Below are 15,142 nucleotides of genomic sequence, written 5' to 3' on the forward strand. Positions count from 1 at the left end.
TCTTAGATTTCGGTTCTGCTCATCACGCTCTAAAATAATAGAGTGGTTTATGAATAAGTTCTTGCTAAAGTTTGCGTTTCAGCACATATTCATAGAAAGCAATTTTTTGTCGATTACGTTAGTATATAGGCAGTCATACTGATATCCACATTTAACAAATAATGGTTATGTGGGTGCAGAACCAATACAAAGTGTGGAGATACAAGTTTGATAAATGTTTTCCTTGTAGATGATCACGAGCTGGTTCGCACAGGGATACGACGTATTATTGAAGACGTCCGTGGAATGAACGTAGCAGGAGAAGCTGACAGCGGTGAAGATGCAGTAAAATGGTGTCGCAGTAATCATGCTGACGTCGTTTTAATGGACATGAACATGCCAGGAATTGGCGGCTTGGAAGCCACTAAAAAAATTCTTCGCGTGAATCCTGATGTGAAAATCATCGTACTTACCGTTCATACAGAAAACCCGTTTCCAACCAAGGTGATGCAGGCAGGTGCGTCTGGTTATTTAACCAAAGGTGCTGGCCCTGACGAAATGGTGAATGCGATTCGTGTAGTTAATAGTGGGCAGCGTTACATCTCGCCAGAGATTGCGCAGCAGATGGCATTGAGTCAATTTTCTCCAGCCTCTGAGAACCCTTTTAAAGACTTATCCGAACGTGAATTGCAGATCATGCTTATGATCACCAAAGGCCAAAAGGTAACGGATATTTCTGAGCAACTTAATTTAAGTCCAAAGACAGTCAACAGCTATCGCTACCGACTCTTTAGTAAATTGGACATTAATGGTGACGTTGAGTTAACTCACTTAGCGATTCGCCACGGAATGCTGGACACCGAGACCCTTTAGCGTGAATCCTCCTTTCGATTCGGCTTCCTTTCTCAAGACAGTAACTCATCAGCCCGGCGTTTACAGAATGTACAACGCCGAAGCTGTTGTAATCTACGTAGGTAAAGCCAAAGACCTTAAAAAGCGCCTTTCAAGCTACTTTCGAAAAAAAGTAGACAGTGAGAAAACTCGCGCGCTTGTCAGTAATATCGCCAAAATAGACGTCACGGTGACTCATACTGAGACAGAAGCGCTGATCTTAGAGCATAACTACATCAAGCAGTATTTACCGAAATACAATGTGTTGCTGCGAGATGATAAGTCTTACCCTTATATCTTTATTAGCGGTCATAAGCACCCACGGCTTTCTATCCACCGTGGCGCCAAGAAGCGCAAAGGTGAATATTTTGGCCCCTACCCAGATTCTGGTGCAGTAAGAGAAACATTGCATTTGCTGCAAAAGATATTTCCTGTGCGCCAGTGTGAAGACACTGTCTATTCCAACCGAACGCGCCCATGTTTGATGTACCAAATTGGTCGTTGTGCAGGACCATGCGTTAATACCATCATTTCTGATGAAGAATATGCAGAGTTGGTTGGCTTTGTGCGCATGTTTTTGCAAGGCAAAGATCAGCAAGTACTCAAACAGTTGATTGAGAAAATGGAAGATGCCAGTCAGCAATTGCGCTTTGAAGATGCCGCTAAATTTCGCGATCAAATCCAAGCGATTAGGCGTGTTCAAGAGCAGCAGTACGTCTCAGAAGACAGCATGGATGATATGGATGTACTCGGGTTTGCTCAGGAGAATGGTATCGCGTGTATCCATATCCTGATGATACGCCAAGGCAAAGTGCTTGGTAGCCGTAGCCATTTTCCGAAAATCCCACAAAATACAAGCCAGCAGGAAGTGTTCGATAGTTTTCTGACTCAATACTATTTGAGCCATAACGAAGCACGTACAATTCCTTCTCGTATTATTTTGAATCAAGAGTTGGCAGAAGATATTGCGCCAATACAGAAAGCGTTAAGTGAAGTGGCAGGCCGTAAGGTTCATTTTCATACGTCGCCAACTGGCTCTCGAGCAAGGTATCTCAAGCTTTCGAACACGAATGCACTAACGGCGATTACCACCAAAATCAATCACAAAATGACGATTAATCAGCGTTTTCATGCGCTTCGCGAAACATTGAATTTGGAGTCTATAGCTCGAATGGAATGTTTTGATATCTCCCATACGATGGGGGAAAGCACGATTGCGTCATGTGTGGTGTTCAACAATGAAGGCCCCGTTAAGCAAGAGTATCGTCGCTACAACATTACTGGGATTACCGGTGGTGATGACTACGCAGCAATGGGACAAGCGTTGGAGCGCCGTTATTCGAAGCAATTGGACGTAGAGAAAATTCCCGACATCATCTTTATCGATGGCGGTAAAGGTCAGTTAAATCGTGCGCATGACATCATTTCGCAGTACTGGGGGGATTGGCCAAAGCGTCCTATCATGATTGGTATTGCAAAAGGCGTTACTCGCAAACCAGGTTTAGAAACGCTGATTACAGTCGATGGGGACGAGTTTCATTTACCAAGCGATGCTCCTGCGCTGCATCTTATCCAACATATTCGTGATGAAAGCCATAACCATGCTATAGCGGGGCACCGTGCTAAGCGAGGTAAAACCAGACGTACGAGTGCACTCGAAGGGATTGAGGGAATCGGCCCTAAACGACGTCAGGCGTTACTCAAGTACATGGGTGGGTTACAAGAACTTAAACGTGCAAGTGTCGAAGAAATCGCCAAAGTACCGGGAATAAGTCACTCTTTAGCAGAAATTATTTTCCAAGCATTGAAACAATAAGGAAAATCGCGCAACATTAAGCCGCAATGTGTAAGAGAATAATAAAATGCGTTTGAATATCCCGAACATTCTGTCTCTTCTTAGACTGTTCCTAATCCCTGTTTTTGTGGTTGTCTTTTATCTACCTTATTCATGGGCACCGTTTGCAGCAGCAATGGTGTTTTGGGTAGCGGGTTTTACTGACTGGCTTGACGGCATGTTGGCCCGTAAACTTGGCCAAACTTCTCGTTTTGGCGCGTTTATTGATCCTGTCGCTGATAAAGTGCTAGTGGCAACGGCATTGATTCTAATCACGGAACATTATCATTCAATTTGGGTGACCATTCCTGCGGTAACGATGATTGCGCGAGAAATCATTATCTCAGCATTGCGAGAATGGATGGCTGAAATCGGTAAGCGAGCGAGTGTTGCGGTATCTTGGGTTGGCAAAGTAAAAACTGTTTCGCAAATGTTCGCCTTATGGGTGTTGATATGGCGTTACGATGAATGGATGGTTTGGCTAGGCTTTGCGGCCTTGTATGTGGCAACTTTCTTGACATATTGGTCAATGATTCAATATTTGGCTGCTGCGAAAGACGATCTGTTGAATGAAGAGCACCATTAAATTCTGATGTTAGAAAGCAGGCTTAATAGCCTGCTTTTTTGTATCTAAGACAATCTACAGCATTTTTTGCTTCTCTCGCTTTTCAATGCTTGCTAACGGCCATGCTTACAATTTGTATCTGGGGCTTTTGCTTCGATAGAGTTCCATTTGTGATCTAAGTCTTGTTTTTGTCCTTGGAGAGTCTTAGAGAGGCGAGTCTTTTGATTATTAATACTTCAATGCACGCAACGCACGGCCAGCAGTGTAAGGCGTAGCCAAAGTTTTATGATAAACAAGTGTATTTAAGCGATTTTTAGTATTAAAACTAAGCAATCCATCGTCTTTCGCACAAATTCTAGTCAAACGATTTAAAAAAATAAAAATAGTGTTGACTCGATCGCTCGAATCCGTAGAATGCATCCCGTACCCAAGAGAGCACGGCTCAAAAGGGTGGTGAAAAAGCTTAGCTTTATTCACAAATGAGGCGCCTTGGCAGAGTGGCTATGCAGCGGATTGCAAATCCGTGGACCTCGGTTCGACTCCGGGAGGCGCCTCCATTATTCTTTTGAGAGCGAATGGCTTTCGAGAAAAAATGCGACACTAGCTCAGTTGGTAGAGCGCAACCTTGCCAAGGTTGAGGTCACGAGTTCGAACCTCGTGTGTCGCTCCAAGTTTTATTGATATGGCATTAGCGGTATCAGATGGTGTTTTACTTTTCTGTAAAGGCATCACAAAGAATATTTGTGTGCCCTGGTGGTGGAATTGGTAGACACAAGGGATTTAAAATCCCTCGACGTTCGCGTTGTGCCGGTTCAAGTCCGGCCCGGGGCACCATCTCATATTAAATGCGACACTAGCTCAGTTGGTAGAGCGCAACCTTGCCAAGGTTGAGGTCACGAGTTCGAACCTCGTGTGTCGCTCCAGATTTAAGGCCTAACATGAAAATGTTAGGCCTTTTTCGTATTTTTTGAAAATCTCAAACTTCTTTTCTGTCACAGACTTCGTTAAGTGACGAACCCTTTGTCTCATTGACTCAAGTGATTGTTCATTCTGCCATTGCAAAACATCTTAGCTATTCCTACTAGCCTATGTTTAAACCATCACTTGTGGTGAATAACTACTCTTACTCCAGGCTAAGCTGTGACGAGAATGCTATCTTTTTAAATGTTCCGGATATAGAAAGTAATGTTTTACGATTAAGTTGCACAACCTTAAACCTCTGTTAGATGAGGTGATGATATCTCAAGAATATTTGTTTAAATAACAGCTGTTTGAGAGAAGCAGAAAAGCATAGCTCATGAATATGAACATGCGAGTTGCGATGGGGTATGTTTTGTTGTGATTTACATCACTGTTACTAATATGAAAAATCGTTGCCAGAAGATTTTATTTTGTGATAAATTCGCGCGCAATCTCGGAGCGTAATTAACAACGTTTGATCTCTGGGGGATACGCGCAGTGACCATTCAAGCTGATTGTGACACTGCGTAGGGTAGGTATCGGCAAAGCCTTTTGTCGATAGACGGGATACTAATGCTGTAAACGCGGCATATTAATGGGAAACCCAACATTGAAACCTTTGAATAAACACACACTAATCAGCTTCATACTGCCGAAATGTCCTGTTTTACAAAACGGGTGCATTACAGAACCTTGATTAATCCCTTTTACATATAAAGTCGCGAGTATCGTGGCGGATGATCTGTATTTGTCATTTATGCACTGACAAATGCGGAGGGGTATTCACACCTCCTGTAATTTCATTCTAATGATTATTAATACAGGATACAGAATTATTATAATTCAAGGGATTATGTAGTATGAGCACTGCCTTTGAAGTCGATAGCAATATCGCAAACATTTTTTCGTCTCAGGTTCCTATCGTTGAGAGAACGTATGACTTAACGCCAGATCAAGTATTGATTGATCAGGCTGAGCATGAATCTGAAGTACGTTCTTATCCACGTCGTTTGCCGATCGCAATTAAACAAGCCTTTGGGTGCTTGGTTGAAGATACGCGTGGACAGATCTTTCTAGACTGCCTTGCGGGGGCAGGCACTCTAGCTTTGGGGTATAACCATCCTGAAATAAACCAAGCGCTGAAAGAGCAATTAGATTCAGGACTGCCATATCAGACGCTAGATATTGCAACATCAGCAAAAACGACGTTTATTCAATCCGTTAAGTCTTTTCTTCCTCAAGAGTTAAGTGAGAACAGCGTTATCCAATTTTGTGGCCCGTCTGGAGCTGATGCGGTTGAAGCTGCTATCAAGCTCGCGAAACAGACTACTGGTCGCAACACTATGTTTGCCTTCCGTGGCGCATACCATGGTATGACTAATGGTACGATGGGGATGATGGGTAACTTAGGTACGAAAGCTCGTCGAACTGGTTTGATGTCGGATGTGCACTTTATGCCTTTCCCATACAACCTGCGTTGTCCTTTTGGGCTTGGCGGTGATGAAGGTGCGAAAGCAAGCATTCGCTATATCGATCGTCTTTTAAACGATGATGAGTCAGGCATTATGAAGCCTGCCGCGATTATCGTGGAGCCAGTGCAAGGTGAGGGTGGTGTTGTTCCTGCGCCAGCATTCTGGCTACGAGAGTTACGTCGTATTTGTGATGAACACGGTATCTTACTGATCTTCGATGAGATCCAGTGTGGTGTTGGTAAAACTGGCTACAATTTCGCGTTCGAAGAGTCGGGCATTGTTCCAGATATTCTGTGTTTATCAAAAGCAATTGGTGGTGGCTTACCAATGTCGCTATTGGTTATCAACAAGCAACATGATACATGGAAGCCGGGCGAGCACACAGGTACATTTCGTGGTAACCAGCTAGCTATGGTCTCTGGTGCGAAAGCATTAGAAATTATCCAACGTGATAATCTTGTTGAGCATGCCAATATTGCGGGTCAGTACCTGCGTTACGGCCTTGAGAGTATTCAAAAGCGTGTAAACTGTATCGCAGAGGTTCGTGGCAAAGGTTTGATGCTAGGCGTGGAGATTAAAAATCCAGACGGTGAGCTCAATAAATTTGGTGAACCTCAAGCGGATAGTGAACTCACACTTTCTATTCAACGCGCAGCACTCGAGCGTGGCTTGATCGTTGAAAAAGGTGGACGCGAAGGCGCAGTAATTCGTTTCCTTCCTCCTCTTATCATCTCGTTTGAGCAAATCGACTTTGCTTTACGTGTATTTGAAGACGCGATTTTAGCCGCTGGCGGTAGTCACATCGAAACTCAGCCACAAGATGAATGGAAGAAGCATTTCATCCACACTGGAGAGATGGGCAGCAATGAATTTGCTTCGGTGATGAATCACACTACTACGGCAATGAAGTCAGTGTTTGAACAAGTGACTGCACCGTATTCAGGTATGGATCCAAAAGCATTGGAAGCAGCGATTCACGACGTTGATCTTGATAATGGAAATGCGCCTCTTAAAACCGTTATCGACGATGCTGCTGAGCTGGTCGCGAAAAACGCAATTTTTACTCAACATCCAGATTGTATTGCTCACCTACATACTCCACCGTTGATGCCAGCGATTGCGGCAGAGGCAATGATTGCGGCTTTGAACCAGTCGATGGACTCATGGGATCAAGCTTCATCAGCGACTTATGTTGAACAGAAAGTTGTGAACTGGCTATGCGATAAATATGAGTTAGGTGAAAAAGCGGACGGTATCTTCACGAGCGGCGGCACGCAAAGTAACCAAATGGGTTTGATGCTTGCGCGAGATTGGATTGTTGACAAACTCAGTGCACACTCAATTCAAAAGCTTGGCCTTCCTGAATACGCAGACAAGCTACGTATTGTATGTTCGAAAAAATCCCACTTCACGGTTCAAAAATCAGCGTCTTGGATGGGATTGGGTGAAAAAGCGGTCATGACCGTCGATGCTAATGCCGATGGAACGATGGATGTCACTAAATTAGACGAAGTTCTCAATCAGGCCAAAGCAGAAGGTTTGATCCCATTTGCCATTGTTGGTACAGCGGGTACAACGGACCACGGTGCTATTGATGACTTAGACTTTATCGCCGATATCGCAGCGAAACATGACATGTGGATGCACGTCGACGGTGCATACGGTGGAGCTCTGATTCTAAGTAGCCAAAAAGCGCGTCTGAAAGGTTGTGAGCGTGCACATTCCATCAGCGTAGACTTCCATAAGCTGTTTTACCAAACCATCAGTTGTGGTGCGCTATTGGTAAATGACAAGTCTAACTTTAAATTCCTGCTTCACCATGCAGACTATTTGAACCGCGAACACGACGAACTACCGAACTTGGTGGATAAGTCTATTGCGACAACTAAGCGTTTTGATGCGCTCAAAGTGTTTATGACGATGCAAAGCGTAGGGCCAAAAGCCCTAGGCGATATGTATGATCATTTGCTTGAACAGACGCTTGAAGTGGCGGACATGATTCGAGATAACAAACACTTTGAGTTGTTGGCTGAACCATCACTATCTACGGTTCTGTTCCGCGCGACACATGAATCAGCGGATCTTGATGAACTGAACAAAACGTTGCGCTTAGAAGCGTTAACACGCGGTATCGCGGTATTGGGTGAAACCATTGTCGACGATAAAACTGCATTGAAATTTACGATTTTGAACCCGTGTCTGACGACGGCGGACTTTGAATCTTTGCTCTCAAAAATCAATACGCTAGCGGCAGAGCTAGTTTAACAAAGGTAACGGAAAACTATGGCAATTCTACAGATTGGTGCAGGCGGCGTTGGCTGGGTAGTTGCACATAAAGCAGCACAAAACAACGACGTTCTGGGTGATATCACAATCGCATCACGTACCGTAGGTAAGTGTGAGAAAATCATCGAATCGATTCAGAAGAAAAACAATCTGAAAGATTCAACTAAGAAATTAGAAGCGCGAGCGGTAAACGCGGACGACGTAGATTCTTTAGTTGCTTTAATTAAAGAAGTACAACCTGACTTAGTGATCAACGCAGGTCCTCCTTGGGTGAACATGTCTATTATGGAAGCATGTTACCAAGCTAAAGTGTCATACCTTGATACATCTGTTGCGGTTGATTTGTGCTCTGAAGGCCAACAAGTACCTCAAGCTTACGATTGGCAGTGGGGTTACCGTGAGAAGTTTGAAGAAGCGGGCATTACAGGTATTCTTGGTGCTGGTTTCGATCCGGGCGTAGTATCGGTGTTTGCCGCATACGCAGTGAAGCATCTGTTCGATGAAATCGATACTATCGACGTAATGGATGTAAACGCAGGCGACCACGGTAAGAAGTTCGCAACTAACTTTGATCCAGAAACGAACATGCTTGAGATTCAAGGCGATTCGTTCTACTGGGAAAACGGCGAGTGGAAACAAGTACCTTGTCACTCACGTATGCTTGAGTTTGAATTCCCGAATTGTGGTTCACACAAAGTGTACTCAATGGCGCACGACGAAGTTCGATCTATGCAAGAGTTCATCCCGGCGAAACGCATCGAATTCTGGATGGGCTTTGGTGACCGTTACCTAAACTACTTCAATGTGATGCGCGACATCGGTCTACTCAGCCCAGATCCACTAACGCTTCACGACGGTACGGTTGTTCAACCTTTGCACGTGCTAAAAGCACTACTACCAGATCCAACATCACTCGCGCCAGGCTACACTGGCCTAACGTGTATCGGTACTTGGGTTCAAGGTAAGAAAGATGGTAAAGAGCGCAGTGTATTTATTTACAACAACGCTGATCACGAAGTCGCATACGAAGATGTTGAACACCAAGCTATCTCATACACCACTGGCGTACCTGCGATCACTGCTGCTTTGCAGTTCTTCCGTGGCAAATGGGCAGACAAAGGCGTGTTCAACATGGAGCAGCTAGATCCTGACCCATTCCTAGAAACCATGCCATCTATTGGTCTAGATTGGCATGTTCAAGAACTGGAGCCAGGACAACCTGTTATCCATAAATTGAAGTAAGAATTTAGCGACTCTTATTTGTACGTTTAAGCCGATGCACTGCGTCGGCTTTGTTCGATTTTATAGTGTCTTTGCTAAGGCGAAGGGACGTAAGGTATCAAAATGCAACAAAACGAACTAAAAACGCCATACTTCATGATCAATGAAGACAAGCTGATTGAGAATCTAGAGAAAGCAAAACAGCTAAAAGACATCTCTGGTGTGAAGCTTGTATTAGCACTGAAGTGCTTCTCAACATGGGGTGTATTCGACATCATCAAGCCTTACCTAGACGGAACAACAAGTTCTGGCCCGTTTGAAGTGAAGCTTGGCTACGAAACGTTCGGTGGTGAGACACACGCATACAGTGTGGGTTACAGCGAAGATGACGTTCGCGATGTGGCGGACATCTGTGACAAGATGATCTTTAACTCTCAGTCACAGCTAGCGGCTTATCGTCATATTGTCGAAGGTAAAGCATCGATTGGCTTGCGCCTAAACCCAGGTGTGAGCTATGCAGGGCAAGACTTAGCAAACCCAGCGCGTCAATTCTCTCGTCTTGGGGTTCAGGCTGATCACATCAAACCGGAAATTTTTGATGGTATTGATGGCGTAATGTTCCACATGAACTGTGAGAACAAAGACGTGGATGCGTTTATCGGCTTACTCGATGCTATTTCAGCTCAGTTTGGCGAGTACCTAGATAAGCTGGACTGGGTAAGCATGGGTGGCGGCGTGTTCTTCACATGGCCGGGGTACGATATCGAGAAGTTGGGGTTAGCACTTAAAGCGTTCTCAGAGAAACACGGCGTACAAATGTATTTAGAGCCGGGTGAAGCGATAATTACTAAGACCACTGATCTCGTTGTAACAGTGGTTGATATTGTAGAGAACGTAAAGAAGACGGCGATTGTCGATTCGGCCACAGAAGCTCACCGCTTAGATACGTTGATCTACAATGAGCCAGCGTCAATCCTTGAAGCATCTGAAAATGGTGAACATGAGTATGTGATCGGCTCGTGCTCTTGTTTGGCTGGTGACCAGTTCTGCGTGGCGAACTTCGAACAGCCTCTAGAGATAGGACAGCGTCTGCATATTCTAGATAGTGCCGGTTACACCATGGTGAAACTAAACTGGTTTAACGGTCTACGTATGCCGTCGGTCTACTGTGAACGCTCGAATGGTGACATTCAAAAACTGAATGAATTTGACTACTCTGATTTCAAACGTTCACTGTCTCAGTGGTCAGTGAAATAAAACGTATTGAGTATTAGAACGACAAAGAGCAGCTGAATTGCTGCTCTTTTTATTGGGGAAGCGTTAAAGGTATGCAGTTAGCTTTCTACAATTACACGAGTGTCTTCACTCAGAGATTCTAACTCATTGGCTATGTCTTCAATTTCTAGCTCGCTAGGTAGTTTTATCGCCATTTTAGCGCTGAATAAGCTAGAGCTTACCCCTCCGCCTCCAGCAATGAATACACGCTGACAATCCATATCTAAAATTGAGATACCTTGATTATCGAGAACGTGAGTAATTTCATTCACAATACCCGCTCTATCGTTGGCATCTAAACGAAGTTGGAAGATAGTGTCTTCACGATATGAATGAGGTTCAGAGTCGACGAACCTAACAACAAGAGTCTGACAAGAAGAGAACGCCTGTTTAACGATGTCGGCATTATCTCTTGGAAGCTCTACTTTGATGACACCTGCAACTTGGTCTTCGATAAAGTTTACTTTGCTGATCAGCCATTTCCCGCCGTTTTCGTGTGTGATTGCAGCGAGCTCTTTAATCGTGGCGGGTGACGCTTGTCCGACAAAATTAACAATAAATACGGTGTTCATAATGTCCCCTCCTGGAATCAAGGTTTGGACGCAGTACGAATAAACGTGCTACTTAAGTTATTGGAATAAATCCTTTTATTTAGTGTAGGTGCTAAGGGCAGGTAATGTTTGATGAAAGTCAATTTTTAACACTAATTCGTGATGGAAATAATTAAAATAATGTTCAGAGCACAAAAAAGCAGCCATCGTAAGGCTGCTTTTTACCGAGTATCAACTTAGGATTAGAACGTTACTTTTAACTCGACACCATAAAATTGACTGTCATAGTTTGCGCCTGCGTCCATGGCGAATTTTGCAACATCTTGGTTTCCAAACCAAGGTGATGAATTGAATTGTAGTTCTGCACTACCGCCCCATGCATCAGTTACCCAATAATGAATATGTCCAACAGGGTTTAAGAAGAAGAGCGAAACATCACCTGCGGTTTCAGAGCCCATAACTTCGCCGCCGTTTGCAATAATGTCTTGCTCAGCCGTTAACATCATTTCACCAACAACAGCACCAAAGAACGGTGTGATAAAAATATCCTGCCAAGATGGTACTTCTGCGAACGCCTCCACGCCATACTCCCAAAAGAACGTCGACATAGTTGCGGAGTACAAAAACGACTGAAATTCATTATAGCCAGCGTGACGTGCTGCCGTGTAGTAAACGCCGCCAAAATATGGGTGCATGATGTAGTTGAGGACATGTTCATCGCGATCCCAAACGGGGCCGTCAGAGACATTATCTTTCCACTTTTGCCCCAACTTACTCATGTCTCGGTCTTCTTCGTCCCATTTGGTGATACTTTCTGGAAGAAAAGTCATCATGCCTACGGTCGCGATACTGAGACCTAGAATGGTGTAGGTTTGACCCATCAGGTAATCCCAGTCTTTATCTTGAGGGATGATGAGATGTTTAGGCTGAAGCCCTGCGTCAAGGTTTAGCGAATCATCATTATTCTGTTCATACATAACACCGCGATTTTGAGCCTCGAAGGTGTACAGAGTCGTCGTTTCGCAGTAACCTGACAAGCAATCAGGTGTGTAAGAAAACTCTGTATGACGGCTTAGGTCATAGTGACTTGCGTGCGCAAGCGCTGACGAAGCCAAGCAAAGGCCTGTTAGAGTCGTCTTGAACATGGATGATTTTGACACAAAGGTCTCCGAGTTAATGGTGTATGTTCGGGCTCGTAATTATCCCTCAAAACATCAATCATTTAAACACTTGACCCTTATTTAGTCCCAACAAACCTCGGCGAGATTTGTCCAAATAAAAAGAAAAATAAGCGCTATAACGAAAATAGGATTGTGCTTACGTTCAGGAGTCAGTTGTGAAAATAGCAATGCTTAGTACTGGTGAGGAAGTCCTCCACGGTGATATTGTTGATACTAATGCGGCATGGTTGTCTAGCCTGTTTTATCAACATGGATTTGGCTTAACAAAGCGCTCAACGGTTGGCGATAGCCTATCGAGTTTGGTTGAAGAGTTTTTAATGCTCAGCTTTAACAACGATGTGGTTATTGTTAATGGTGGTTTAGGCCCTACAACGGATGACATGAGTGCCGCCGCCGCCGCGAGAGCCGCCGATTGTAAACTGGTGCTATTCAAAGAGTGGTTGCAGCATCTAGAAAGTTTGTATGCTCGACGTGGCATCCCTATGCCGGACAGTAATTTAAAGCAAGCAATGCTGCCAGAAACGGCAGAGATATTGGACAACCCGATAGGCACTGCTTGCGGTTTCAAAATGCTGATTAATGATGCCATTTTTTATTTCACACCGGGTGTACCAAGTGAATTTAAGCTCATGGCAGAGACGCAAATTCTTCCCGATCTGAGAAGAGTGTTTCCCGATGTGCAAGGTTCATGTTGTAGCCGAATCTACACGTTTGGTCTGTCTGAATCCGGTATTTCAGATAAGCTAGATCAGCTAAAACTTCCTCAAGGCTATGAGCTAGGGTATCGCTCTTACTTGCCTTTTATTGAAGTGAAACTTTTTGGTCCTTCAGATCAGCTTGAACAGCGTTTGAAACTCGTACAGATAATTAATAAACACCTTGAGAGTAATACCGTTAGTATTGACTTACCTATGGTTGAAAATGTCGGCCAGTTGTTGGTCGATAAAGGACTAACAGTGTCGACCTCCGAAAAAAGTAGCGGAGGATACTTAACGTACTGGCTAAACGGTGATGAAAACGCTGAAAAGCAACTAGGGCATGGTTGGATACTACCGAGCCTGACTCAAGCGATGGCCAACAGCGGAGATCCATTAGCAGAAACGTTTGCTCTGGCTGGTGCTACGCGAGAGAAGTGTGGGACGGATTTATCACTCGTTACTGGCCATATTGAAGAGGGTGTTTTTTCCGTCGCTTTATCGACACCGTCAGGCGAGTGGGGAGCGTTATATAAACTCTCGAAAAAGTATCAGCGCAGTGATCAAGTTAAAGTGATCAGCACGGCAGCACTAGACTTGTTGCGTCGCTACCTAGAACGTAAACCGATGTTTGCGCATTATGCATTTTTAGAGAAAGTTAAAGAGATGCACCTCCCGAGCAGTGCTTTATAACCAAAGCTCTCTACAGTAGTCTGAGAGACAAAACACAGAGACAAAAAAGCCAAGGTGATTACCTTGGCTTTTGCATTTTATACCGTCGAGTCAACGTTATGCGCGCTGCTTTTCTTTCATCGCGTAGTTAACGCCGCTAAGTGACAAATCTGATTTTGCTTTACAGATACAAGGTAATATTTCATCACTTTGTGTGTAAGCCATGGCAAAACCAACATACTCCACTTCACCAGACTCCAATTTGCAGCGACAGGCGCCGCAGTGCCCATCACGGCAGTTGTATTCTGGTAATAGGCCAGCTTGCTCCATTGTTTCCAAAATCGTATTGGAAGGGTTGGATTCAATGCTGATCAGTTTGTTGATTTTGAGTGTTGCCATTACAGCTCGAATCCTTCGAAGTCATCTGCGCGAACTTCATTGTCAATTTGACCCACAAGGTAAGAAGAGATTTCTGCTTCTTGAGGCGCAACTTGAACGTTATCTGAAGACAACCAAGCGTTAATCCATGGAATTGGGTTAGTTGTTGCTTCTGGATACGCTGCTGGTAGACCTACCGCTTGCATACGAATATTTGTGATGTATTCAACGTATTGGCTTAGGATGTCTTTGTTTAGACCGATCATAGAGCCATCTTTGAATAGATACTCTGCCCACTCTTTTTCTTGCTCAGCCGCTTCTTTGAATAGGTCAAAACAGTCCTGTTTTGCCTCTTCTGCGATTTGCATGAAAGTGAAGTCATCTTGACCGTTACGTAGCAGGTTGATCATGTGCTGCGTGCCGTTTAAGTGAAGTGCTTCGTCACGAGCGATCAGCTTGATGATTTTCGCGTTACCTTCCATTAGTTCGCGTTCTGCGAAAGCGAAAGAGCATGCGAAACTTACGTAAAAACGAATAGCTTCTAATGCGTTAACAGACATCAGACAGATGTACAGCTTCTTCTTAAGATCGTACAGACTAACCTTAACCGTTTCACCGTTAAGGACATGCTCACCTTCACCGTAGCGATGGTAATCATTCGTCGCTTGAATCAAATCGTCGTAGTAGTGCGCGATGTCTTTTGCACGCTTCAGAATGTGCTCGTTCTCAACGATATCATCAAACACCACCGCAGGGTCGTTCACGATGTTACGAATAATGTGTGTGTAAGAACGAGAGTGAATCGTTTCAGAGAAAGACCAAGTCTCAATCCAAGTCTCTAGTTCTGGCAGAGACACAAGCGGCAGCAGTGCCACGTTAGGGCTGCGGCCTTGGATAGAGTCAAGAAGCGTTTGGTACTTCAAGTTAGAGATGAAGATGTGCTTCTCGTGATCTGGCAGTTTGTTGTAATCGATACGGTCGCTAGATACGTCTACTTCTTCTGGACGCCAGAAGAAAGAAAGTTGTTTCTCGATAAGTTTTTCGAAAATCTCAAACTTTTGTTGGTCGTAACGTGCAACGTTTACTGATTGACCTAGGAACATTGGTTCCTTCAATTGGTCATTCTTTTTTTGGTTAAAAGTACTGTAAGCCATAATGCCTCAATTCCTTTTAAACCTCCCC

General features: G+C 44.3%; 11 protein-coding genes and 4 tRNA genes. 11 read left to right on the top strand and 4 right to left on the bottom strand.

Annotated elements, in window-relative coordinates; translation table 11 throughout:
• The first annotated feature begins 207 nt into the window (after positions 1-207).
• The 10 genes from uvrY (at position 208) to nspC (ending at position 10,465) form a co-directional block, all read left to right on the top strand.
• Positions 208-852 (top strand): UvrY/SirA/GacA family response regulator transcription factor, encoded by a 645-nt coding sequence (uvrY, locus tag R7E47_RS07980; RefSeq protein ID WP_005386783.1) that lies wholly within the window; start codon positions 208-210, stop codon positions 850-852.
• Position 853: 1 nt separating this feature from the next.
• Positions 854-2,686: an excinuclease ABC subunit UvrC gene (gene uvrC, locus R7E47_RS07985; RefSeq protein ID WP_318084034.1), complete on the top strand. Its 1,833-nt coding sequence runs from the start codon at positions 854-856 to the stop codon at positions 2,684-2,686.
• Positions 2,687-2,732: 46 nt separating this feature from the next.
• Complete coding sequence (gene pgsA, locus R7E47_RS07990) at positions 2,733-3,290, top strand: CDP-diacylglycerol--glycerol-3-phosphate 3-phosphatidyltransferase (protein ID WP_005394805.1); 558 nt, start codon at positions 2,733-2,735, stop codon at positions 3,288-3,290.
• A gap of 462 nt (positions 3,291-3,752) precedes the next feature.
• Positions 3,753-3,826: transfer RNA gene (locus R7E47_RS07995), tRNA-Cys, on the top strand.
• Positions 3,827-3,863: 37 nt separating this feature from the next.
• Positions 3,864-3,939: transfer RNA gene (locus tag R7E47_RS08000), tRNA-Gly, on the top strand.
• 77 nt (positions 3,940-4,016) lie between these two features.
• Positions 4,017-4,103 (top strand) — tRNA-Leu (locus R7E47_RS08005).
• A gap of 13 nt (positions 4,104-4,116) precedes the next feature.
• Positions 4,117-4,192, top strand: a tRNA-Gly gene (locus R7E47_RS08010).
• A gap of 897 nt (positions 4,193-5,089) precedes the next feature.
• Positions 5,090-7,966 (top strand): pyridoxal phosphate-dependent class III aminotransferase, encoded by a 2,877-nt coding sequence (locus R7E47_RS08015; protein ID WP_318084037.1) that lies wholly within the window; start codon positions 5,090-5,092, stop codon positions 7,964-7,966.
• An 18-nt stretch (positions 7,967-7,984) separates the two neighbouring features.
• Positions 7,985-9,229 carry a carboxynorspermidine synthase gene (locus tag R7E47_RS08020; RefSeq protein WP_012841628.1) on the top strand — a complete coding sequence of 415 codons (1,245 nt, stop codon included), beginning with the start codon at positions 7,985-7,987 and terminating at the stop codon, positions 9,227-9,229.
• 102 nt (positions 9,230-9,331) lie between these two features.
• Positions 9,332-10,465, top strand: coding sequence for a carboxynorspermidine decarboxylase (gene nspC / locus R7E47_RS08025; RefSeq protein WP_005386789.1), 1,134 nt, complete (start codon positions 9,332-9,334; stop codon positions 10,463-10,465).
• A 77-nt stretch (positions 10,466-10,542) separates the two neighbouring features.
• Here the strand turns inward: nspC and R7E47_RS08030 are convergent, their stop codons facing one another.
• Together R7E47_RS08030 and R7E47_RS08035 are read right to left on the bottom strand one after the other, a co-directional pair.
• Positions 10,543-11,055, bottom strand: coding sequence for a glycine cleavage system protein R (locus tag R7E47_RS08030; protein ID WP_047103274.1), 513 nt, complete (start codon positions 11,053-11,055; stop codon positions 10,543-10,545).
• A 221-nt stretch (positions 11,056-11,276) separates the two neighbouring features.
• A complete protein-coding gene (locus R7E47_RS08035) occupies positions 11,277-12,179 on the bottom strand; it encodes a DUF3943 domain-containing protein (protein ID WP_005376815.1) in 903 nt (300 codons plus the stop codon).
• 191 nt (positions 12,180-12,370) lie between these two features.
• On the opposite strand from R7E47_RS08035, the gene R7E47_RS08040 reads away from it, so the two are divergent.
• Positions 12,371-13,603, top strand: coding sequence for a CinA family nicotinamide mononucleotide deamidase-related protein (locus tag R7E47_RS08040; protein WP_005376816.1), 1,233 nt, complete (start codon positions 12,371-12,373; stop codon positions 13,601-13,603).
• A 96-nt stretch (positions 13,604-13,699) separates the two neighbouring features.
• On the opposite strand, the gene yfaE is transcribed toward R7E47_RS08040, so the two are convergent.
• Positions 13,700-13,981: a class I ribonucleotide reductase maintenance protein YfaE gene (yfaE, locus tag R7E47_RS08045; RefSeq protein WP_005376817.1), complete on the bottom strand. Its 282-nt coding sequence runs from the start codon at positions 13,979-13,981 to the stop codon at positions 13,700-13,702.
• A complete protein-coding gene (gene nrdB, locus R7E47_RS08050; RefSeq protein ID WP_005376818.1) occupies positions 13,981-15,114 on the bottom strand; it encodes a class Ia ribonucleoside-diphosphate reductase subunit beta in 1,134 nt (377 codons plus the stop codon). Before nrdB ends, yfaE begins: the two co-directional genes overlap by 1 nt.
• Positions 15,115-15,142: the final 28 nt, after the last annotated feature.

Origin of the sequence: Vibrio sp. Vb1026, from assembly GCF_033338745.1 — a bacterium.
Lineage (GTDB): Bacteria > Pseudomonadota > Gammaproteobacteria > Enterobacterales > Vibrionaceae > Vibrio > Vibrio alginolyticus.

Coding starts and splice junctions, on each gene's coding strand:
- pgsA (WP_005394805.1), top strand. CDS start 2,733: ATGCGTTTGAATATCCCGAACATTCTGTCTCTTCTTAGACTGTTCCTA.
- R7E47_RS08015 (WP_318084037.1), top strand. CDS start 5,090: ATGAGCACTGCCTTTGAAGTCGATAGCAATATCGCAAACATTTTTTCG.
- R7E47_RS08020 (WP_012841628.1), top strand. CDS start 7,985: ATGGCAATTCTACAGATTGGTGCAGGCGGCGTTGGCTGGGTAGTTGCA.
- nspC (WP_005386789.1), top strand. CDS start 9,332: ATGCAACAAAACGAACTAAAAACGCCATACTTCATGATCAATGAAGAC.
- R7E47_RS08030 (WP_047103274.1), bottom strand. CDS start 11,055: ATGAACACCGTATTTATTGTTAATTTTGTCGGACAAGCGTCACCCGCC.
- R7E47_RS08035 (WP_005376815.1), bottom strand. CDS start 12,179: ATGTTCAAGACGACTCTAACAGGCCTTTGCTTGGCTTCGTCAGCGCTT.
- yfaE (WP_005376817.1), bottom strand. CDS start 13,981: ATGGCAACACTCAAAATCAACAAACTGATCAGCATTGAATCCAACCCT.
- nrdB (WP_005376818.1), bottom strand. CDS start 15,114: ATGGCTTACAGTACTTTTAACCAAAAAAAGAATGACCAATTGAAGGAA.